The sequence below is a fragment of the Clostridium sp. AF34-10BH genome (assembly GCF_003478095.1).
GTDB classification, from domain to species: Bacteria; Bacillota; Clostridia; order Lachnospirales; family Lachnospiraceae; genus Acetatifactor; species Acetatifactor acetigignens.
The window spans coordinates 370,698-393,440 of record NZ_QUEC01000001.1 but is presented as its reverse complement, the minus strand read 5'-3'; the positions used below and the strand labels follow the sequence as shown (position 1 = coordinate 393,440).

Below are 22,743 nucleotides of genomic sequence, written 5' to 3'. Positions count from 1 at the left end.
CCATCATTTTTCCTTGCGCCGCAGGGAATAGTCCAGCATCGGTTCATCATCTATAAAGTCGATCTCATCATTCAGATATACCTGATAATTATTCCAGGTCTCTTCCAGTGTCTCCAGATTTTTACGCACCTGCTCCGGACATTTCAGGCACAATGCCACTACCAGCGCATTGATCACGCTTAAAGGTGCCACCAGAGAATCCACCACCGACACCATGTCGCTTCTGGCCAGCAGATTGCAGGAAGAATACAGATTCATGGGGGAATGGATGCTGTCGGTAATGGCGATCACCTTGGCATTCCGGTCATTGGCAAACTCCATGGCCTTTAACGTCCGCATGGAGTATCTGGGAAAACTGATACCGATGAAGCAGTCCTTCGGGCCAATATGGATCATCTGTTCAAAAGTCTCACTGACACTGGTGGTATTCAGTAAAAAGACTTTGCCACGGATCATATTCAGGTAAAAATGCAGAAACGCTGCCAGTGGCTCATTGCTGCGAAGTCCCATGATATAAATGGTCTCCGCCTCCAGAATCGTGGCAACGGCGGATTCAAAGGCCGCCGGATCCAGATTGTCTATGGTATCCTGGATCTTTTCGATATCTGCGCTGAGTACGGAGGTCAGGATCTCCGACTGGGAGCTTCTGCCGTATTTGGCATCCATTTTCTGAATGCCGTTGAGCTTTCCCTGCACGCAGCTTTCCAGTGCCTTCTGGAATTTCGGATAACCGTCATAACCGATTCCCGCTGCAAAACGCACTACGGTAGATTCACTGATTCCCAATGTCTCACCCAGCTTTGCTGCGGTCATAAATACTGCCTGATCGTAATGTTCCGATATGTAATCCGCAATGGCTTTGTGGCCTTTGCTCATTTTTGCATAATGTTCGTTGATTCGGGTAAAAACATCATATTCTGCCACGGTTCTTAACCTCGCGTTGTCTCATTGTAAAAAGCGTAATAGGAATGCTCTAATAGCTGCATTGTCTGTAAGTCTGTCAGATCATAATCTCCGGTCAGAGACATGCAGGCAGCTCCGTGAATGAAAATCCACATTTTCATGAACAGATCACCGGGATCCGGGCAGCCCGCCACTCTGGCCAGGTTGATCTCGTAGACCACGTTTCCGGCATCACCATTCAAGATCTCATACATACTCTTTTTCTTATGTTTGCCATCCTGGTTATCCGATACAAACAGAAGCTCGAACAGGTGTCTCTCTTCTCTAGCAAAAGCTATGTAAGCCATGCCCAGATTGGCGAAAGGTGTCTTGCCGGTACGGGGATACAAGCTGTAATAATCCAGAAAATAAGCTGCAGCTCTCTCATAGACCGCATCCCACAGTTCTTCCATATTCTTATATACTCTGAAAATAGGCTGTGTAGAGCACCCTGCTTTCGCCGCTACCCTTCTGGCTGTCACATTGGCAAATCCCTCTTCCCTTGTCATGGCAAATGCCGTATCCAGGATTTTATCAATTGTGATCATCTCTTTACGAGCCATAATCCCTCTCATTCCGCTGTTCGAATACAGCAAACGACGTATTCTTCTATAACACTTGTTATTTTAGTGGGTGAAGAGGTAGTTTGTCAATATGTAAATAAACTCATTCGCATATTGGGCTGACTGGGGGCTGACCAAGGGCATGTCTAAATAACGGCTTCTACGCGCTTCGCACTCTCGAAGCCGCAACCACATGAGCAATCCGGGCTATTACCCCGGTTCGACCGGGGACATGTCTAAATAACGGCTTCTCCGCGCTTCGCGCTCTCGAAGCCGCAAACTCATTCGCAATCCGGGCTATCGCCCCGGTTCGACCGGGGACATGTCTAAATAACGGCTTCTCCGCGCTTCGCGCTCTCGAAGCCGCAAACTCATTCGCAATCCGGGCTATCGCCCCGGTTCGACCGGGGACATGTCTAAATAACGGCTTCTCCGCGCTTCGCGCTCTCGAAGTCGCAACCACATTCGCAATCCGGGCTATCGCCCTACTTGCTCATGTGGTTTTGTTCGTCTAATAAAAAAGCCGCACTGACTGCGAGCAGTCGTGCGACCTTTTTATTGACGAATTATTTAGACAGGGTATGCACCGTTCTTGGTGTCAGCCTGGGTCATATCAACCTTTTCCTGCTGTGCCTGACGATACTTGAAGAAGTCGGTAGCAACCTGAGGGAACAGAGCGTAGCTCAGAACGTCCTCATCCTGCTGTTTCCATTCCTTCATTTCGCCTTCCAGCTTATCCATCTCATTGTCGAGCAGATCAGCGTAACGGCAGGTAATTCTCTCCTCACCGGGGATAACCTTGTCGATAACTTCCTGGCTCATGGGCTTAACGGTCTGACCGTACTCACCACGAAGAACTGCCTTGGTCTCCTTGGTAGCCATCTTGTAACGCTCACCAAGCAGTACGTTGAAGACTGCCTGAGTACCAACGATCTGTGAAGAAGGGGTAACCAGAGGGGGCTCACCCAGATCCTTACGAACCTTGGGGATCTCCTTCAGCACATCGTAGTATCTGTCTTCTGCATTCTGCTCCTTCAGCTGGCTAACCATGTTGGAAAGCATACCGCCGGGTACCTGATACAGCAGAGTCTTGATATCAACACCCATAACCTTGGGATTCAGCAGGCCGTTAGCCAGGCACTCATCTCTGTAAGGTCTGAAGTAGTCAGCGATCTCAGCTAACAGGTTCTGATCCAGACCGGTATCGTAAGGGGTTCCCTTGAAGGTCTCAACCATAACCTCGGTAGCAGGCTGTGAAGTACCCATAGCAAAGGGGCTCATAGCGGTATCGATCACATCAACACCGGCCTCTACTGCCTTCAGGTAGGTCATGCTTGCAACACCGGAAGTATAGTGAGTATGCAACTGGATGGGAAGCTTGGTAACTTCCTTCATCGCCTTGATCAGTTCAGCAGCCTTGTAAGGTACTAACAGACCGGCCATATCCTTGATACAGATGGAATCTGCACCCATCTCTTCGATCTTCTTGGCCATGCTGGTCCAGTACTCCAGAGTGTAAGCATCACCCAGAGTGTAAGCCAGAGCAACCTGTGCTTCACCTCTGCCTTCCTGTGCCTTGAACTTGTTGGTAGCATTTACCGCTTCCTGTAAGTTGCGCAGGTCGTTCAGACAGTCGAAAATACGAATGATATCAATACCGTTGGAGATGGACTTCTGTACGAAGTAATCTACCACGTCATCTGCATAAGGTCTGTAACCCAGAATATTCTGTCCACGGAACAGCATCTGTAACTTGGTGTTTTTGAAGCCGTCACGCAGCTTTCTCAGTCTGTCCCAGGGATCTTCCTTCAGGAAACGAAGGGATGCATCAAAGGTAGCACCTCCCCAGCACTCTACGGAATGATAACCAACTTTATCCATCTTGTCAACGATGGGAAGCATGAATTCGGTCGGCATTCTGGTAGCGATCAGAGACTGATGTGCATCACGTAAAACAGTTTCCGTAATCTTAATCGGTTTCTTTTCAATTTCTGACATTACGAATATCCTCCATAATAATATTTTCTATAGTTAGTATGACGCGATGCGTTATTCTAAGTCCTTCGGACTTATTTCATCGCGCTTTGCGCGAAATACATCTTGGGCATTCGCTTTAAAATACACCGAAGATAGCCATGAATGTACCGGCTGCTACGGCAGTACCGATAACGCCTGCTACGTTAGGACCCATAGCATGCATGAGCAGGAAGTTGGTAGGATCGGATTCTGCACCAACCTTCTGGGATACACGTGCTGCCATAGGAACTGCGGATACACCTGCGGAACCGATCAAAGGATTGATCTTACCACCGGAAAATACACACATCAGTTTACCAAACAGAACACCTGCGGCGGTACCGAACATGAATGCGATCAGACCAAGAGCTACGATCTTCAAGGTATCTGCATTCAGGAATGCTTCTGCGCTGGTGGTAGCACCTACGGAAGTACCCAGCAGAATAACTACGATGTACATCAGAGCATTGGATGCTGTCTCAGTCAGCTGACGAACAACACCGGACTCACGGAACAGGTTACCCAGCATCAGCATACCTACCAGAGGAGCTGTGGTGGGAAGGATCAGACATACAACGATGGTAACAACGATGGGGAACAGGATCTTCTCCAGCTTGGATACGGGACGAAGCTGACCCATCTTGATCTTTCTCTCTTTCTCAGTAGTGAGAAGCTTCATAATAGGGGGCTGGATAATGGGAACCAGTGACATGTAAGAATATGCTGCCACTGCGATAGGTCCCAGGATCGCCGTCTGTCCCAGCCTACCAGCAAGGAAGATGGAGGTAGGGCCGTCAGCACCACCGATGATGGAGATTGCTGCAGCTGCCTTGTCGTTGAATCCCAGCCAGATTGCTCCGAAGTATGCTGCGAAGATACCAAACTGCGCAGCAGCTCCCAGAAGGAAGCTCTTGGGGTTCGCAATCAGAGGACCAAAGTCTGTCATGGCACCTACACCCATGAAGATCAGGGAAGGCAGGATTGCCAGTTCATCCAGCTTGTAGAAATAATACAGTAAGCCGCCGGCACCGTTTGCTGCATTTTCAGGGTGCAGCATGATATCGGGATAAATGTTTACCAACAGCATACCGAACGCTATCGGGAGTAAGAGCAAAGGCTCGAACTCATGACGGATAGCTAAATAAAGGAAAAAGCATGCAACCAGAATCATGACATAGTTTCCCCAGGTCAGGTTAAAAAACGCTGTCTGATGAATCAGGTTGTTAAGCGTACTAGCTATATATTCCATTTGATGACCTCCTGTTGTTTATAGAGCTGATGTAAAAAGCCTAGTTCAGAGTTGCCAGAACTGCACCAGCCTCAACAGTATCACCAACTGCAACGTCAATGCTTGCTACAGTGCCGTCTTCGGGAGCTACTACAGGGATCTCCATCTTCATAGCTTCCAGAATGATGACAGCATCACCCTTCTTAACAGCCTGTCCAACACTTGCCTCTACCTTGAAGATTTTACCAGCTGCACCGGCCTCAACCTTGATGCTGCCTGCTGCGCCGCTTGCCTTGGAAGCTGCTGCGGGAGCCTTGGGTGCTGCCTTGGGAGCTGCGGGAGCCTTTGCTGCTACGGGTGCTCCGGTAGATGCGCCCTCTTCTACTACTACATCATATACGTTGCCATTTACGGTAATGGTATAATTTTTCATTTTAATATCCTCCTAACGTTTTTACGATTATCTTACTTTGCGGATAGAACGAACTACAAATCCGTCAGTGCTTGCCGCACCTTCGCTTGCTGCGATCGCAGCTGCAATAACAGCGACCAGCTCAGTGTCATCTGCCTCGGGTTCTTCCTGTGCAACGATCTGAGTTACAGCCTTATCAATACCTGCGTTCTTTGCTTCTTCCTCCTTATCCTTCTTGCTGAATGCAGCCTGGATCTTCGGAATGAAGTTGAACAGGGAAATGATCAGTGAGATCATGATCAGCATTACGAATACAGTTCCCATACCGATCAGAGTGTTCAGTGCAGCTTTGGTCATCAGGCCACCCATGGACTCCACGGGGTTCAGCGCTGCAGACTCCATGCTCAGGAACATATCGTTGGTGAAGATCACTTCTGCCTGTGCATTCTGTTTGGCACCGGTCACATCTACATGTACAATGATCTGATCATCATCGATGGCAGCTTCTGCATCACCGACTGCGGTAATGCCGCCAATGGACTTTTTAGCGGAGTTGAAGGACTCGATAGCAGTTTTGTATGCATAACCATCAACGGTGATACCTACATTTTCCTGTACCATATATGCCACTTCATCAGCGGTATACTCAGAGAAGCTCTCCAGTGCAGCTTCGTCTTCAAAATTCTCCAGAGAAGGAATCACATACTGGGTAGCTATCTGGATTGCAGTGTCCATCTTGCGCTGCTCATAATCCGTATAGGTCTCCTCACTGCCGCACGCGGTCAAACCAAAGATGCAGGTAATCATACATACTAAGCTTAAAAATTTCTTCATTTTACAATCACCCTTTCTTATACAGTTCCGTGTTTCTTGGCAGGACGGTCTTCACTCTTGGTGAATAGCATCTCGAATGCGCCGATCACATATTTTCTGGTATCAGCAGCATTTACGATCTGGTCCACATATCCTCTCTTGGCTGCGCTGGTTACATTCAGAGTAAGTGCTTCGTACTCAGCAGCCTTTTCATTAATCACATCAGCGCCCTGGCCATCATACATGATCTTGGCAGCCAGCTTGCCGTCCATAGCACCAATCTGTGCATCCGGCCATGCCATGGTGATATCCGCACCGATTGCCTTGGAGTTCATTACCACATAAGCGGTTCCCAGAGCCTTGCCGATCACAACGTTCACCTTGGGAACGGTAGCGTTGGCAAATGCGTAGGTCAGCTTTGCAGCAGCCTTTGCGATAGCCTTCTCGGAAGCCAGAGTTGCTTCGTAACCCTTTACATTGGTCAGGGTCAGTACAGGAATGCCGAAAGCATCACAGAAGTTTACGAACTCAGCAGCCTTCTCACAGCCCTCTGCAGTCAGAACTGCATCCAGCTTCTCTGCTACCTTGCCTTCTTCGTCGCAGATTTCGGAACGGTTAGCTACCGCACCAACGGTAACGCCATCCAGACGTAAGAAACCGGTTACCATGTTCTTGGCATATCCGGCCTTCACCTCGAAGAAGTTGTTGTCATCTGCCAGAATGGACAGAGCAACGGATGTGTCGCCGACGCAGCCTGCGATCTCAGGATTTACACGGTTCAGATCATCAGTGCAATCCTCTAAGAAACTTGCATCATCCTCGTTGTTGGCAGGCAGGAAGCTTACCAGCTCTCTTACCTTCTCCAGAATGGTTGCTTCGTCAGCTACCACGTCAACAATACCGCTCTCTTCTGCCTGGAATTTAGCGGAAGAAGAATCACACTTGGTGATCACATTACCGTCCAGAGCGTTAGGAGCATTTACGAACAGCTTGGCATTCTTCTCTTCCATGAAAGTGAAATCGGTCATGGTAGGGAACAGTCCTAAGCCACCGCCACAGGTTCCGAATACAGCAGTGATCTGAGGGATCACGCCGGAAGCCATGGTCTGCTTTAAATAGATCTCACCAAATGCAGCCAGTGCATCGGTTGCTTCCTGCAGTCTTAAACCTGCAGATTCGATCAGTCCGATTACAGGTGCTCCGGTCTTCATAGCCAGATCGTAGAGATTGGTGATCTTCTTTGCATGCATCTCGCCGATGGTTCCGTTCAGTACGGAAGCGTCCTGGCTATATACATATACAAGATTACCATTGATCACTCCGTAGCCGGTAATACAACCGTCAGAAGGAGTTTCATTGGGTTTCAGATTGAAATCCGTAGCTCTTGCGGTTACAAGTCCGCCGATTTCAACGAAACTGTTGTCATCGAGTAAAGCTGCTATTCTTTGACTCGCTTTTGAAGTAGTACTCATATGTTTTCAGCCCTCCGTTGATAATATAATAAAATATAATAGAAAACGTTTATTAATATAGAAGCACAAATGCCCCCATGATTAACAGTCTGTAGTATAACATAAAATCTGCAACTCGCAAAGAACGAATTGCAGATTTTTACATTTTTTATATATTGTACCTCATTTTGAACAATTTCCCCGTCATTTTTTCCATTCCATTTTTCTGCAATCCCTACGGGAATGCTACCAGAAAACGTTTCAGGATCTGTCTGCCGCACCAGGAAAGATCCACGGCCTCCACTGTCCAAGCAGCATACAGCCGCTCCCTGCGCCAGATTTCGCCATCCACCAGATAACAGATTTCTCCCACCGTCGTTCCTTCCTTTACCGGTGCCTTCAGTTCTTTCTCTTTCCGGTAGAGAATCTCCACTTTCTCGTCTGCGCGCATAAGCAGGCCTTCCGATCCTTCCGCCTCCGGATCCAGTTCCACCGCCAGCTGCACTTCTCCTGTCAATTCCTCATCCTGTGCCTCCGTCACCGGGATCGGCATAAGGTACTGTTCCCGTCCGGAAAATTCTTCCTCTCCGAACCTCCGGTAAACAAAATTTTCCAGTCCATATCCAAACAACTCTCTGCTGTCACTCCATTTATAGGTCTTATGATTCGGCCACCCACAGGCCAGAAGTGCCACAATCATACATTTTCCATCCCGTTCCAGTGCTCCCACATAGCAGTACCCCGCCTTGTTCGTAAATCCGGTCTTGCCGGTAAAAGCTCCGTCCATCATCTGCAAAAAGGCATTGTGGTTGTGGCACTGAAAGGAGCGTCCGTTTTCCGTGAAACAATACTCCTGTGTCCGGGTGATCTCCCGGAACAGATCTCTCTGGGAAGACTCTCTGATACAGTACCGTAAAATACAGGCCAGATCCTTTGCTGTGGTATGGTGCTCCTTTTCCAGAATACTCCCGTCAGGTAATGTCAATGTCTCTGTGGCATCCAGCCCGTTGGGAGTGATAAACCAGGTATCCTCGCAGCCGATCTCCACCGCCTTTTCATTCATCGCCTGTGCAAATCTATGTAATGCTGCCTTACTCTCTTCTGTAGTATGCTCCGAAGCCTCTTTCGTCTCACCCAGAAGCTTTCCGCCGATATATTCCGCCAGTGCCGCAGCAGCATCATTATGGCTTTCCAGCATCAGGGAAAACAGCAGTTCTCTTACCGTATAATGCTCCCCCTTTTTCACATAGAGCTTTACCTTGGGCATAGTGGCTGCATAGGCGGAAATACTGACCTCTTCCTCCACCTTTGCATTTTCCAGCACCAGAATGCAGGTCATGATCTTGGTGGTGCTGGCCATTGCCATGGGAGTCTCTTCATTTTTTCCATATAGTACCCGCCCGGAGTCGGCATCCAGAAGCACCGCCGCCTGTGCATACAGGTGCAAATCCTCCTGCAGCTGCCCGGCTTCCTTTTCCGCTGTTTCATGAAAAAGGTGCGTAGCCTGTTCCCGGATTCCCTCGCTGACATACCCCTGCCGACAGAATCCGCCTATACTTTCCAGACACAGAATTCCGGCGAAAAGGGCACAAAAAAAGCCTCGCATAATCATCACTCCCAAAAGAGTCCCCTATTACTATGATTATTATGAGGCTGATTCTTTGTCCTATTCTATTATATGTTTAATGTGAGCTGTACTTCCTGCTCCGCCTGCTGTTTGAATTCCTCCACCTGCACCGGGTTCAGTTCCGGCAGTTCCTCCAGGCTCTTCACACCAAAGCAGCGAAGGAACTGTTCCGTTGTGCCGAACAGCAGAGGTCTTCCGGGAGCATCCAGCCGCCCTAACTCCGTGATCAGATCGTATTCCAACAGCTTATTGATGGCATGATCGCAGCTGACCCCTCTGACTCTCTCGATCTCCAGTCTTGTTACCGGCTGCTTATAGGCAATGATGGACAGGGTCTCCAGAACCGTATCCGTCAATGTCATCTTTCGGGGAGTCTTGGCGATCTTGATCAGGTATTCATACATATCCGACTTGGTACACAGCTGTACCGAATTGTCGAACTGTGTCAGTCCGATGCCACGGTTCTCTTCCTCATACCTCGCCGCCATATCTTTTAAAATGGATTTTGTGGTCTTCACATCCTCTTCGATCACTTCCGCAAGTCTGCTGATCTCCACGGAATCCCCCATGGTAAAAAGGATGGCTTCTATTACTGCTTCTGCTTTACTGCGTTCCATGTTCCGACCTCACTGTATCTTAAACGTTAGATGTAATCATAATATCATCGAATATATTTTCCTGACTGATGTTGATCTTGCCGGTCTTCATCAGCTCCAGAATGATCAGGAAAGTAACGATGACCTCCATTTTGCTGTTCTGCTTCTCCAGAAGCTTTCGGAAACTGAAGGTCTTATGTTCTCTGGCATAAGCTTCCACATACAGCATCTTGATGTCCATATCCACCTCGTCCTTTTCGATATTGCCATACTGGCTGCGGACAGGGTCGATCTTGTCCTCCTGTTTCTTCACAATAGATTTGAATATTTCATGAAGCTTGTTCAAGTTCATATCGCCGATCAGCTCTTCGTAATCGATGGGCTGTCTGTAGGCTTCCACTTCCTTCGGAAGTCTCTGTTCTCTGTACATATTTCTGGCAGCATCCACCTGCCGGTCTCTGAGTTCGAAGGACATATATTTGTACATCTTGTATTCCAACAGCTTCTGTACCAGCTCCGCTCTGGGATCCTCTTCCTCGCCGTCCTCGTTCACTTCCTTGGGCAGCAGCATTTTGCACTTGATATCGATCAGTGTTGCCGCCATTACCAGGAATTCACTCATGACGTTCATATCTTCCCGTTGCATCTGCCTGATGTAATCCAGATACTGGGCCGTGATCTCCACAATAGGAATATCATAGATGTCTATTTTGTTTTTCTCGATCAAATGAAGCAACAGATCCAGAGGACCTTCAAATGCTTCCAGTTTTACAGATATTGCCATGTAATAAAACTCCTATTTCCCCTCATCGCTCCCACCGGCCTCTTCTCCCCCCGGCAGCAGATCCACTTCCAGGACCTCTCCAGGATTGAACAGCCGGATCGGAATCGTATGCATTCCCAGTCCTCTGCTGAGCAGCATTCTGGTTTTCCCCAGTGTGAACTCTCCGCCATCATATTTTGGAAAAAGTCTCACATTGGGAGACACCACGCCTTTTCCCCAGATGGGGACTCTCACCATACCGCCGTGGACATGGCCGGCCAGCACCAGATCTGCTCCCCAGTCCGCGTATTTCGGAAAATAATCCGGATTGTGGGCGATCAGGATCGTATACTTTTCTGCGGAAGGTTGTCCCAACAGACTTTTCAGATACTCCGGATCCATGGGCTGGATCCCGAAGCGCTTGTAATACAGCTTGTCGATCTCCGATCCGTAAATGCAGATCCCGGATTCTTCCAGAACGGTATGTTCATTCACCAGCCTCCGGATTCCGATCTTCTGCAGGGCCTCCTCGTACCGCTCCGCCATATCTCCGTAGTTCTCCGGGTACAGTTTCAAACGGTGTTCATGATTGCCGTTGCCGTAGTAGATCGGATATTTCCCGGCAAGCTTCGTAAGCAGGTCCACCGCCGTCTCCAGACTTGCCTTCGGCTTTGCCGTCAGAATATCTCCGGCGATCAGGATCATGTCCGGCCTTATCTCATCAATGGCCTGCAGCAGGCGCTCATTTTCTTTTCCGTATCTCTTATTGTGCAGATCCGCCAGAACCACTGCCTTAACAGGCTTTTTGATTCTCTGATCCCGCAGGAAATAATGCCGTACCACAAAACGATTGCTGTCGTACAGCATTATCCATACAAGAACCACCAGGATCACTGCGATCACGGTAATCACCACATCCAAATTCTTTGCCCCCATGGTCTATTTCCAGTTAATTGCCAATATGTTCTATAGTATAACATATTTTTCGGGCTTACAAAAGATAAAATTCCATTATTTTAAAGAGGTAGTCCTTGTATACCGCTTTCGCCACATCATTTTCATACAGGATCGGAACGCTTCCGATCTCCACTCCGTTCAACAGATAGACCGCTCTGCCTGCCTCTGCCCCCTTTGCGACAGGCGCCTGTGCCTCCTCCGGTAACTCTATGGTTTTCTTCACTCCGTCCAGCGAATTGCCTTCCGTATCCAGATACCGGAATTCGCTCTGGTATCTGACAGGTACCGTATCTTCCACGCCACCTTCTATCCGAAGGTCCTCCAATACATCCGTATTCTCATCCAGATACAGGTCACTGACATTGAAACCGTAACTTAACAGTGTCTGAGCATCCTTAAAACGTGCCTTGTAGTCTGGGGCTCCCATGACCACGGCAATCAGGTCAATACCATCCTTCGTGGCAGTGGCAGACAGGCAGAATTTAGCCTTGGAGGTGGATCCGGTCTTCAGTCCCGTAGCCCACTGGTACTGTTTCAACAGCTTGTTGGTACTGTTCAGGGTAAATGTAGAGCTGCCCTGTCTGGTCTCATGGGTGATGTCTTCCATCCAGATACCGGTATATTCAAAGACCTGGGGATATTTCACCGTAAGCTCTCTGGACATAATGGCCACATCCATGGCTGTCGTATAGTGTCCGTCGGAATCCGTCAGTCCGCAACAATCCTCGAAATGTGTATCCGCCATTCCCAGTTCTGCCGCCTTTTGATTCATCTGATCCACGAAAGCCTCTTCACCCCCCGCTATGTATTCTGCCACCGCCACACTGGCATCGTTGCCAGAAGCTACAGCAATACATTTGATCATGGTCTCCATGGTCTGTACCTCGTTCTCCGCCAGGAATACCTGGGAGCCTCCCATGGAACTGGCGTAAGCACTGACGGTCACCGGATCCTCCAGTTTTATCTTCCCCTGATCCAATGCCTCGAATGTCAATAGCAATGTCATGATCTTGGTAATACTGGCGGGACTTCTGCGCTCTCTGGCATTCTGTTCAAAGATCACTTTCCCGGTAGAGCTCTCCAGAAGCACGGCACTGGGAGCTTCGATTGCCGCCGGCTCCGCAGATACACTGATCCCGTCCCACCAGAATACCTGTATGCTGACCGTAAAAAGTAAGATCCATGTGAAAATCCTTTTCCTGTTTTTTTGCATAAAAAAGCCACACTCCCTTATCCTTTCTTCTAAAAGATATGGTCGTATGGCCTTGTATATACCTGTAATCCAACCGTCCGAAACACTACAGTCTGGTGATCAGTGCCTGACAGCGTTCCTTCAGGGCTTCACCCTTGCTGCGCACATCGATGTGAAATACTTTGATCAGCTGGACCACATAATCCACAGCTACAATCGCCAGAATTACCTGAATCAAACGGATGCCCACCTGGATCTGTACTCTGTCAATAATGTGATACATGGCATCGTGAACGAACTGTACGATTCCTATTGCATAAAAGCCCCAGGCAACAGTACTTTCCAGGCAGATGATACCACGGTAATTGAAGGGCTTGTTGTTATAATCCCACCAGAGTTCTCCGAGGAAACGGATCATACCGATTCCCACCAGATATTCAAAAGTGGTGGCCAGAATGGCTCCAAGAAAATACAGCTTTACCAGTTTCCCGCGCAGGGGACTTAAAATCAGATATCCCAGCACTCCGCCGAAACCGTAGATCGGGCAAAAAGGGCCCTTGCCGAAGCCACGGTTGGTCAGCTTGTGATTGCAGAAAGACATATAGGTAGATTCCAATGCCCAGCCAAGAATACTGTACAATACAAACGCTGCTAACAGATGATAGATATCTGTTCCCAGTATTTCATAATTCCACATTTTGTTTCCCTCATAAGTACAAAGTCCCCGGTGATTACGCCGAGGACTGTTGTTTTGCATTAGTTATATTTACGTTTTCTTGCTGCTTCAGACTTCTTCTTACGTTTTACGCTAGGCTTCTCGTAATGCTCTCTCTTACGAATCTCCTGCTGGATACCAGCCTTAGCGCAGCTTCTCTTGAAACGACGTAAAGCGCTATCTAAAGTCTCGTTCTCTTTTACGATTACGTTTGACATCTTACACCCGACCTCCCTTCAGTCCCTTCAAGTAACATGACTGACTGGGTTATTCTAATGCGCAGTTGTTCTACACACATTTGATATTATAGCATAAAAAATACATTCGTCAACTACTTTTTTAATTTTTTATTATATTATAGTCTCCGTAGCCCGCATGAAAATAAGGACAAGCAGACTCTAAGCAACCGTCGGTACTTAGCGAGGGTATTTTCCTCGCTTACGTACCGTTACGGTTAAGCGTCCGAAGCGAAAGCGGGTCTGCGGTTCTTATTCTCATGCGAGCTACTGGCTTTAACAAAATCTTATTTAAAAAACTTATCATAAATTCCAAACAGGAAAATAAAGATCACGATCAGGGGCAGTCCATAGGTCAGATAACCGCGCATCCAGTCGTGGACTTTTAAGCCTTTGCCGGTATTTACTTCTGTCTTATAGTTCTCCCATCCCCAGCCGTATCTGGTCACACAGAACAACAGATATACCAGAGATCCTAACGGCAGGAACAGATTACTTACCAGGAAATCTTCGAAATCCAGTACTGCTCCGCCGAAGATGGAGAAGCCGTCCCAGCTCCATACATTGTAGCCCAGTACGCAAGGTACGGACAGTACGATGATCAGGAACAGGTTCACCAGGGAAGATTTCTTACGGCTGGCACCGGTCAGTTCCATACCACAGCAGATGATATTTTCAAATACTGCCAGTACTGTAGACAGAGCTGCGAACGCCATGAACAGGAAGAACAAGCTTCCCCACAGGCGGCCGTAAGGCATATTTGCGAAAATATTCGGCAAAGTAATAAAGATCAGGCTGGGCCCGGAAGTCTGATCCACCCCATAGGTAAAGCAGGCGGGGAAAATGATCAGTCCTGCGGTAATTGCCACGAAAGTATCCAGTACCACAACTCTGACGGACTCACCCATCAGGGAATGATCCTTGCCGATGTAGCTTCCGAAGATCGCCATGGCACCAATGCCAAGACTTAAGGTAAAGAATGCCTGATTCATGGCACCTACCAGTGTAGATACCACACCAACCTCCTGCATACGTCCAAAATCAGGTACCAGATAGAACTTCAGACCTTCCTTTGCTCCCTCCATGAAGAAGCTGTTGATGGCAAGTACTACCATGATGGCAAGCAGTGCGATCATCATGACTTTCGTCACACGCTCCAGACCGTTCTGCAGGCCACCGGCACATATGACGACACCGATGACTACCACCAGTACCATCCAGAACATCATGACCCCTGGATCTGCCAGCATCCGGGTAAACTGATCCGCTACCGCATCTGCGGAAAGACCGGAAAGTTTACCGGTAGCCGTCATATAAAAATAGTGTAACATCCAGCCTGCTACGGTAGTATAGAACATCATTAACAGATAACAGCCTGCCAGCGTGAAATACCCGTGGATATGCCACTTCTGTCCCGGCTTCTCCAGTGCCTGGTAAGCCTTTACGGGACTTTTCTTACTTGCTCTTCCTACAGCGAACTCCATGGTCATAATCGGCAGACCAAGGATCACCAGGAAAATCAGATAAAACAATACAAATGCGCCACCGCCGCCCTGGCCGGCCATGTACGGGAACTTCCATACATTGCCGATACCAATGGCACAGCCGGCAGACAGCAGTATAAAGCCTAAACGGGATTTCAGATTCTCTCGTTCCATTATGCGAGCTGACCCTCCAGTACTTTGGACGCTTCCGCGATCGCTGCGGGAATGCCTGCGGGATTCTTACCGCCGGCCTGCGCCATGTTCGGACGCCCGCCGCCGCCACCGCCAACCAGTGCGGCAATTCCCTTGATCAGGTTGCCTGCATGGGCACCGGCCTTTACAGCACCGTCTGTTGCCATGGCGATCATATTGACCTTGCCATCCTGTGCAGAGAGCAGTACGACAACGCCTTCACCAAGCTTATCCTTGAGCTGGTCACCCAGGTCTCGCAAGCCATTCATATCCACACCGTCTACGCTGGTTGCCAGAAGCTTTGTTCCCTTGACTTCCACTGCCTGATCCATGACATTGCCCAGTGCGGACTGTGCCATCTTGGCTTTCAGGGACTCGTTCTCAGCATTCAGAGCCTTCAGTTCTGCCTGCATATGCTGGATCTTCTCGGTCAGGGCTGCCGGAGCTGCCTTTGCGGCTGCGGCTGCCTTATTGAAGTTCTCTTCCATAGCCTGATAGTATGCCATCACGTTGGCACCGGTCAGTGCTTCGATTCTTCTGACGCCGGCAGCGACACCGCTCTCGGACAGGATCTTGAAGTAACCGATCTCACCGGTATGCTTTACATGAGTACCACCACACAGTTCCTTCGAGAAGTCTCCCATGGATACCACGCGGACAGTATCGCCGTATTTTTCTCCGAACAGAGCCATAGCTCCGCTCTTCTTCGCATCTTCGATGTTCATGACATCGGTAACGACTGCAATATCCTCTGCGATCTTCTCATTGACCAGAGCCTCTACCTTAGCGAGCTCTTCCGCAGTCATAGCCTGTCCGTGGCTGAAGTCAAAACGGGTTCTTGCGCCGTCCTGGTAAGAACCCTGCTGTTCTACATGATCACCCAGTACGATCTGCAGTGCCTTCTGTAACAGATGGGTTGCAGAATGGTTCTTACATACGCTCTTTCTGTTGTCGGTATTCACTGCCAGCTCTGCCTTGTCTCCCACAGTAACTGTTCCGGATACGACCTTACCCACATGTCCGATGCGTCCGCCTGCGATCTTCACGGTCTCAGTCACTTCAAAAGTACCGTTTTCGGTGCGGATCACACCAAAGTCACCCTTCTGTCCGCCCATGGTAGCATAGAACGGAGTCACATCGGTGATCAGTGTACCGGTCTCACCTATCTTTAAGGTGTTTACCAGTTCAGTCTCGGTGGCCAGTGCTACTACCTTTCCTTCTGCGGTCAGTTTATCATAACCTACAAATTCACTGGTGATCTTGTCATCCAGTCCATCGAATACACCTGCTGCAGTGGTAAGCTTCTGGGAGAAGTTCTGTCCTTCTCTTGCCTTCTGCTTCTGCTCTTCCATGGCAGCGGCAAAGCCTTCCTCATCTACGGTCAGATTCTCTTCCTGTGCCAGCTCTACAGTCAGCTCCAGAGGGAATCCGAAGGTATCGTATAAGTAGAATGCGGACTTGCCGTCGATCTGCTTTTTACCTTCACTTCTCTTCTGCTCCAGAATCTTGTGCAGCTCCTTCATGCCGTTCTCCAGAGTGCTCTCGAAGCGGGCGATCTCTTTCTGCAGCTCGCTTAAGATGAATTCGCGGTTCTTCTTCATCAGAGGATAGCTTTCTGCATAGATCTCATCAATATATATAGCGGCAATGTGCAGCAGCTGCTCTGTGGTCATGTTTAAAGTACGTCCGTGTCTTACTGCACGACGGATCAGACGACGGAGAATATAGCCGGCACCGGTATTGGAGGGAAGCAGCTTCGCCTCATCACCGATCAGCATCACTCCGGTACGCAGATGGTCTGCCAGAATACGCATGGATCTGGTCAGCTTCTCATCCGCATTGTATTTCACACCGGAAACCTCTTCAATGTAAGCGATCACCGGAGAAAACAGGTCTGTCTGGTATACATCTCTGGTACCGTTTAAGAATGCCAGAATACGCTCCAGTCCCCAGCCGGTATCTACGTTCTTCTGCTTTAAAGGAGTCAGATGACCGTCATGATGCTTCTCATACTGCATGAATACATCATTACCCAGCTCGGTGTATTTGCCACAGTCACAGCCGGGGCCGCAGTTCGGTCCGCAATCCGGTCTGTCAGCGATATAGAACATCTCACTGTCGGGACCGCAGGGGCCGTATTCCAGTCCCCACCAGTTGTCATCGGCAGGCAGATAATATACATTCTCCTTCTTGAAACCGGAAGCGATACGGTAGTGTGCGCCTTCCTCATCTCTGGGTGCATTCTCGTCACCGGCAAATACAGTAGCAGCCAGATGATCCGCATCAAATCCGAACACCTGGGTCAGTAGTTCGAAACTCCACTGGCAACGCTCTTTCTTGAAATAATCTCCCAGGCTCCAGCTTCCCATCATCTCGAAGAAAGTCACATGGCTCTTGTCACCTACGGAATCGATATCGTTGGTACGAACGCAGCCCTGCACATTGCAGAGTCTGGTACCCAGAGGATGCTTCTGTCCCAGCAGATAAGGCATCAGAGGCTGCATGCCCGCTACGTTGAACATAACACCGGTGGATCCATCAGATACCAGGGATACTGCTCCCACATCCACATGGCCACGGTCTATATAAAATTGTTTCCAAGCTTTTCTCAGCTCATCAGAAGTGAATTGTCTCATTCTCTCGGTCTCCTTGTCTAAAAATTACACCTTTCGGAAAATAAACCTACATTTCTACATTATAATGTTATCATTTCGCCGCGTCAAGGATAAAACATCACTCATCCTCGTCTTCCAGGATCTCGTTCAATGCCTCTCTGGCCTCCTCGATCTCCTCTTTTTTGCCCTTTTTCAATGCAGCCTCGAAAACAGTGATATAACGATCCAGTTCTTTTCTCCGGTCTCCCAGTGCTTCCTCATACATCCGCTCCGCTCTGAGAAGCACCAGACGGTTCTCCTCCAGGTCTCTGGGCTGGATCTTCAGGTAGGACAATTCTTCCATTCGCTTCTGGATCTCATCATCCGTCATCTGGTTGTCCTGTCCCTTGATGATCATTTTCTGGGTCAGTCCGGTGGATACCACCTTGACTTCCACTTCCAGCAGGGAATTGATGTCATAGGTGTAAGTCACATCCACGGCTTCACTGCCTCTGGGCCCCTTGGGAACATCAATGTTCAGTTCTCCCAGAAACAGATTATTTCTGGCGAAACGGCTCTCTCCCTGCAGTACCCGGACGCGCACCTTGTCCTGATTGTCTCTGACAGTGTACAACCGCTCCGTATGACTGGCGGGGATCACGGTGTTGCGCTCAATGATGGGACAGAAACGGCCGTCTTCAAATTTGCCTTCCTCGTATTCCACCACGACTTCCGTTCCCAATGTAAAGGAGCATACATCCGTCAGAATGACTTCCTTTACCTCCGCCCGGCGTTCCTTCATGGCCGCCTGGATCGCCGCGCCCAGTGCCACGGCTTCGTCCGGGTTCAGTCTTGTATCCGGGAATTTGCGGAACAGCCTGATCAGGAAATCCCTGACCACCGACAGTCTGGTGGCTCCGCCGATCAGCAATACCTCATCGATGTCCGACAGCTTCAGTCCTGCATCCGCCAGACTCTTCTTCACCGGTTCCCTGATCTTCATTAGCAGTTCTTCGCACTCTTCCTCATATTCTTTTAAGGTGATCTCTGCCGTTTTGTTCTCTTCACCCAGCATAAGTTCCATGGTCACCGCAGTCTGATCACTGATTCCCCGCTTGGCTTCTTCTGCCTTTTTATAGAGACGCACCTGTTCTTTCTCCGACAGATCCTTATAATGCAGTCCTGTCTTTTGCAGAAAAAGTTTCGACATCACTTCCGTAAAATCTTCACCGCCAAGATAATTGTCTCCGGCTACCGCCCGCACCTCCAGAATATTGTGATACAGCTCCAGAATGGAGACATCAAAAGTTCCGCCGCCCAGGTCAAATACCAGAAATCTGGTGTCTTTTTCTTTTTCGTACAGGCCGTAGGCCACCGCCGCTGCGGTAGGCTCCGAGATCATACGCTCCACCTTCAGCCCGGCCAGTTCTCCGGCCCGCTTGGTGGCTTTTCTTCTCTTGTCGTCAAAATAGGCCGGTACACTGATCACGGCCTCTGTGACTTCTTCCCCCAGATAGGCTTCCGCATCTTCTTTCAGATAACGCAGGATCATGCTGGACAATTCTTCTGGACGGAACTTTTTGCCGGACAGGTCATAAGTGCGATCCGTTCCCATGCTGCGCTTAAATGCCTGCGCCACACTGTCGGGATAGAGGTTTCTGCGTTCCTGTGCCGTCTCCCCCACATAGACATTGCCGTTCTCATCCACGCTGACCACAGAGGGGGTCAGATGTTTTCCCAGACGGTTGGGGATGATCACAGGTCCTTCCTCCGTAAATACTGCCACCAGACTGTTGGTGGTTCCCAAATCGATTCCGACTATCATATGTTTTCTTCTCTCTTCATTTTAATTTTTTACTTCTTCCCGAACAGCCTCTGCCAGAATCCCCGTTTCTCCGGCTGCGGCTTTTCCTTGTGAAAAGCGGCTACGGCAGGATCCGTATCCTTCGTCACCTGTTCCGAATGATACCGGTGCCAGATGGCCTGCAATCCCATTCCGGGATGTTCCTGCATCTGCTCTTTCAGACGCTCCAGTGCTTCTTTCTCCCGGCCCTTTTTCAGCATCTGCAGTATCCGTACCATCTCCAGTTCCTCGCAGACGGGATGTACACAGCCATGGCAGAAGGAACAGTCTTTGTCCAGTTGCAGGAGCGTATCCTGTTCCTCATCGGTGGCCGTATAATATCCCGCCAGATATTCGTGTACGATCCGAAGCTTCGGATATTTCAGATACACATCCTTGCCGCTTTTATCTTCTCTTTCCATACAGGCTTTCAGCGCCTGTGCATAGTCAGCACCTTTCTTCTTATCTCCGTACAGGATGCATGCCAGGATCAGGTCCGCAATGTCATCCTTTTTGCTGAGATCCTCCTTATGGAAGATCAGTGCCTTATCCATATTCTCGATGGCCACCTTTCCGGAACCACAGATCAGCCCATACCATCCCAGATGGAAAAAGTAATCTTCGAAATACTCCTGGGTATTCCCGGTATTTTTCCCAAGCAGTTCGATCTTCTCCGGCCACGATGTCAGAATATTTCCGGCGATCGTCTTTTCCCCGCACCAGACACACAGATCCAGCTTTTCTCCTGCCGCATCCAGTACATTGACGAATGCCTTCTCCAGAACTTTTAATCCCTCCGTAGTCTTGTCATTGCAGGCCAGACATCTGGCGAAATCCCTCATACGGTTCCGGTCCCGATCTCCGGCACTTCCCGTCATCTCACGGTATCTCCGGTAAAACTGTTCCGCCATTTCCGTATTGCCCAGCAAAAAATAAATTTCTGCCTGTTCCGCAATCAGTTCCGGCCAGGCATGATTCTGTGTTCCGCTCTTTTCATAGAAAAATACACATTTTCTCAGGCAGATCATGGCTTCATCGTATTTGCCGCGGCATCTGTGGATCCGTGCCAGTCCCTTCCAGGCAAAAGGATTGGCCGGGTTCGTGGAAAGCGCCTTTTCATAATCCGCTTTTGCCGCCTCCAGACAGCCTGCCGCATTATGAAAATCTCCCCGCTCCACCAGTAAAAATTCACAAGGGTAGGCATACAGATATTCCGTAATGATCGGAAGTCCTCTCCGGTAAAATATGGTCTTGCCCGCTTCCAGTTTGCTCAGATATTTCTTCCGGAATTTATCTATGGCGTCGTTCATCTGTTCCTGGGGAAGCCCCGTATTGGTCAGCTGCCATTCATAGGCATCCAGGATCACACTTTTGACATTATTATCCTTCGCCTGTTGTAACAGTTCCTTCAGTTCCTCAGGATGTGTCAGATCCATGTACACCTTTGCCATCATTTCATAGGCCTTGACATAGGTTGGAAAATAATTTAAACAGGCTCTGCCGTTCTGGATCACCCCTGCTGCATTCCACTGCCTCTTCGCCGCTTCCAGTTCGTTGGCATATGCAGTGTAAACCTGATAATCCCCGATCAGTATCTGGGATATCTCCGCACAGCGTTCATACTCTTCCATCTCCACATAGATCTGTGCCTTTTCGATCAGCATACCGATATCCTTCGGTGTTCCGGTCTCGGCTTTTTCCGCTTCCGCAATGGCTTCGGCGAATTTTTCCGGCTGTACATAGCCATAAGCCCGATAGCACTGCATCCGGATCATATGTGACTGTCGGATCCGGTCTCTGTCTTTTTCCTCCTCTTCGGCATCCGTATCCCGGAGGATCTTTTTCTCCAGGCTTTCTTCCCATTGGGCTGCCGTGGAAATTGCCTTCTCATATTCTGCCGCTTCTGCCAGCAGTTTTGTCATAAGTCCCAGATATTCCTCACGCCTGTCCGCAGGAACTTTTGCTTCCAGCTCCCTGACCGTGCGGATTCCCAGATCGGTCCTGCCATCCTGCAGATAACACCAGCCCAGATCCAGTCCCAGACCGGGATCATGGTTCTGCGCATATTCCCGTTTCATTTCCCGTTCCAGTTCGGTGTTGATCTTCTGCAGTGTCTCCAGAAATGTGTTGTCTCCGCCTACGGAAAGAATCTCTTCCGCACATTTTTTTGCCTCTTTATAGTTCCCCTGCTCATAATACCAGTCCGTCAGGCGCAGGTTCGCCATGTAGTGTTTCGGCAGCTTCTCCCGAAGACTCTCATAAATAGCAGACGCTTCTACGCGCCCTTCATTTCTCCACAGTATTTCCGCCGTATTGTAAGCGATCAGATCATCCTCCGGATATCTTGCAGACAGTTTCTTTAACAAAGTAATGGCTTCTGCGGTCTGTCCCTTTTCTTCATAGAGGGACGCACGGCAGATCTCCATAACAGGGTGGGTAATCCCCAGAGCATCCCCACATCCGATCATCTGCTCCGCTTCCTGTAATTTTCTCTCCTGCAGTGCCTGATAAGCTCTGTCATAATATTGCAGAAACTGATCGTAATCCGCATCTTCCGCACCACGGAACTCGGAAAAATCCACTTCTTCCCCGGATTCGCACTTATGTACCATATAGATTACAAACTGTGCCGGAAAGCGCTCTCTGAAGGCCCCCGCATTCTGTACAATGTGGATTTTCTCATCCAGAAGCTTCCAGATTGCGGTCGGCAGCTTATAATGTTCCATCAGAAAACGAAGCAGATAAGTGGTGCAGTTTTCCTCTTCCTCCAGAGAAAGAAAGTCATCCGCCTCAAAAAGCGCTTTCCATTTTTCCACATCACAACGGTCCGTAATATTCTCATAGACCTTCCGAACACCACGTACCCACTGTCCAGCCGGAGTATCGTCCTCCAGCGTCGGTTCCGCCTCCTCGTTCTCTTCTGCATCCGGCGTTCCGGCATAGCGGCAGGCCTCCTCATAAGCCATCCGCAGTCGCTTGAAGCCTTCCGGATCATCCTCCGGATTCGTTACCGTCAGCTTGTCACGATAGGCATTCTTCAGTGCCCTTTCGTCTTTTGTCTGTTCGATTCCCAGAATCTGAAACACTTCGATCGGTTCCACGCTGTCCCCTCCACTGTA

General features: G+C 49.2%; 18 protein-coding genes. All 18 read right to left on the bottom strand.

The genetic code is table 11. The features are described from left to right. Positions 1–3: 3 nt before the first annotated feature. Positions 4–924 carry a MurR/RpiR family transcriptional regulator gene (locus DWZ61_RS01800; RefSeq protein WP_022312393.1) on the bottom strand — a complete coding sequence of 307 codons (921 nt, stop codon included), beginning with the start codon at positions 922–924 and terminating at the stop codon, positions 4–6. Between the two features lie 5 nt (positions 925–929). Continuing rightward, positions 930–1,505 (bottom strand): TetR/AcrR family transcriptional regulator, encoded by a 576-nt coding sequence (locus tag DWZ61_RS01795; protein WP_022312392.1) that lies wholly within the window; start codon positions 1,503–1,505, stop codon positions 930–932. Between the two features lie 570 nt (positions 1,506–2,075). Beyond that, on the bottom strand, positions 2,076–3,503 hold the full coding sequence (locus DWZ61_RS01790; protein WP_117464959.1) for an oxaloacetate decarboxylase subunit alpha: 1,428 nt from the start codon (positions 3,501–3,503) through the stop codon (positions 2,076–2,078). Positions 3,504–3,618: 115 nt separating this feature from the next. After that, positions 3,619–4,770, bottom strand: coding sequence for a sodium ion-translocating decarboxylase subunit beta (locus DWZ61_RS01785; protein WP_118537227.1), 1,152 nt, complete (start codon positions 4,768–4,770; stop codon positions 3,619–3,621). A 40-nt stretch (positions 4,771–4,810) separates the two neighbouring features. Continuing rightward, positions 4,811–5,182, bottom strand: coding sequence for a biotin/lipoyl-containing protein (locus DWZ61_RS01780; protein WP_118537226.1), 372 nt, complete (start codon positions 5,180–5,182; stop codon positions 4,811–4,813). 27 nt (positions 5,183–5,209) lie between these two features. Further along, complete coding sequence (locus DWZ61_RS01775; protein WP_118537225.1) at positions 5,210–5,995, bottom strand: OadG family protein; 786 nt, start codon at positions 5,993–5,995, stop codon at positions 5,210–5,212. Between the two features lie 17 nt (positions 5,996–6,012). Next, positions 6,013–7,446 (bottom strand): carboxyl transferase domain-containing protein, encoded by a 1,434-nt coding sequence (locus DWZ61_RS01770; protein ID WP_117464956.1) that lies wholly within the window; start codon positions 7,444–7,446, stop codon positions 6,013–6,015. 214 nt (positions 7,447–7,660) lie between these two features. Then, complete coding sequence (locus DWZ61_RS01765; RefSeq protein ID WP_182426964.1) at positions 7,661–9,031, bottom strand: D-alanyl-D-alanine carboxypeptidase family protein; 1,371 nt, start codon at positions 9,029–9,031, stop codon at positions 7,661–7,663. Between the two features lie 68 nt (positions 9,032–9,099). Continuing rightward, positions 9,100–9,669: an SMC-Scp complex subunit ScpB gene (scpB, locus tag DWZ61_RS01760; RefSeq protein WP_022313389.1), complete on the bottom strand. Its 570-nt coding sequence runs from the start codon at positions 9,667–9,669 to the stop codon at positions 9,100–9,102. A 19-nt stretch (positions 9,670–9,688) separates the two neighbouring features. Next, the gene (locus DWZ61_RS01755) at positions 9,689–10,432 is read right to left on the bottom strand and encodes a segregation/condensation protein A (protein WP_022313388.1); all 744 of its coding nucleotides are present in this window, start codon (positions 10,430–10,432) and stop codon (positions 9,689–9,691) included. Positions 10,433–10,444: 12 nt separating this feature from the next. Further along, positions 10,445–11,347 (bottom strand): metallophosphoesterase, encoded by a 903-nt coding sequence (locus tag DWZ61_RS01750; protein ID WP_022313387.1) that lies wholly within the window; start codon positions 11,345–11,347, stop codon positions 10,445–10,447. 55 nt (positions 11,348–11,402) lie between these two features. Further along, on the bottom strand, positions 11,403–12,581 hold the full coding sequence (locus tag DWZ61_RS01745) for a D-alanyl-D-alanine carboxypeptidase family protein (RefSeq protein ID WP_118537223.1): 1,179 nt from the start codon (positions 12,579–12,581) through the stop codon (positions 11,403–11,405). Between the two features lie 85 nt (positions 12,582–12,666). Further along, positions 12,667–13,257, bottom strand: a complete 591-nt coding sequence (locus DWZ61_RS01740; RefSeq protein WP_117464953.1) for a putative ABC transporter permease — start codon at positions 13,255–13,257, stop codon at positions 12,667–12,669. A 59-nt stretch (positions 13,258–13,316) separates the two neighbouring features. Further along, positions 13,317–13,493 (bottom strand): 30S ribosomal protein S21, encoded by a 177-nt coding sequence (rpsU, locus tag DWZ61_RS01735; protein ID WP_016290398.1) that lies wholly within the window; start codon positions 13,491–13,493, stop codon positions 13,317–13,319. 305 nt (positions 13,494–13,798) lie between these two features. Then, positions 13,799–15,169, bottom strand: coding sequence for a sodium-dependent transporter (locus tag DWZ61_RS01730; RefSeq protein ID WP_118537222.1), 1,371 nt, complete (start codon positions 15,167–15,169; stop codon positions 13,799–13,801). After that, positions 15,169–17,823 carry an alanine--tRNA ligase gene (gene alaS / locus DWZ61_RS01725; RefSeq protein ID WP_118537221.1) on the bottom strand — a complete coding sequence of 885 codons (2,655 nt, stop codon included), beginning with the start codon at positions 17,821–17,823 and terminating at the stop codon, positions 15,169–15,171. Before alaS ends, DWZ61_RS01730 begins: the two co-directional genes overlap by 1 nt. A 97-nt stretch (positions 17,824–17,920) precedes the next feature. Next, positions 17,921–19,606, bottom strand: a complete 1,686-nt coding sequence (locus DWZ61_RS01720) for a molecular chaperone HscC (RefSeq protein WP_118537220.1) — start codon at positions 19,604–19,606, stop codon at positions 17,921–17,923. 29 nt (positions 19,607–19,635) lie between these two features. Further along, positions 19,636–22,725, bottom strand: coding sequence for a tetratricopeptide repeat protein (locus DWZ61_RS01715; protein WP_118537219.1), 3,090 nt, complete (start codon positions 22,723–22,725; stop codon positions 19,636–19,638). Positions 22,726–22,743 lie beyond the last annotated feature (18 nt).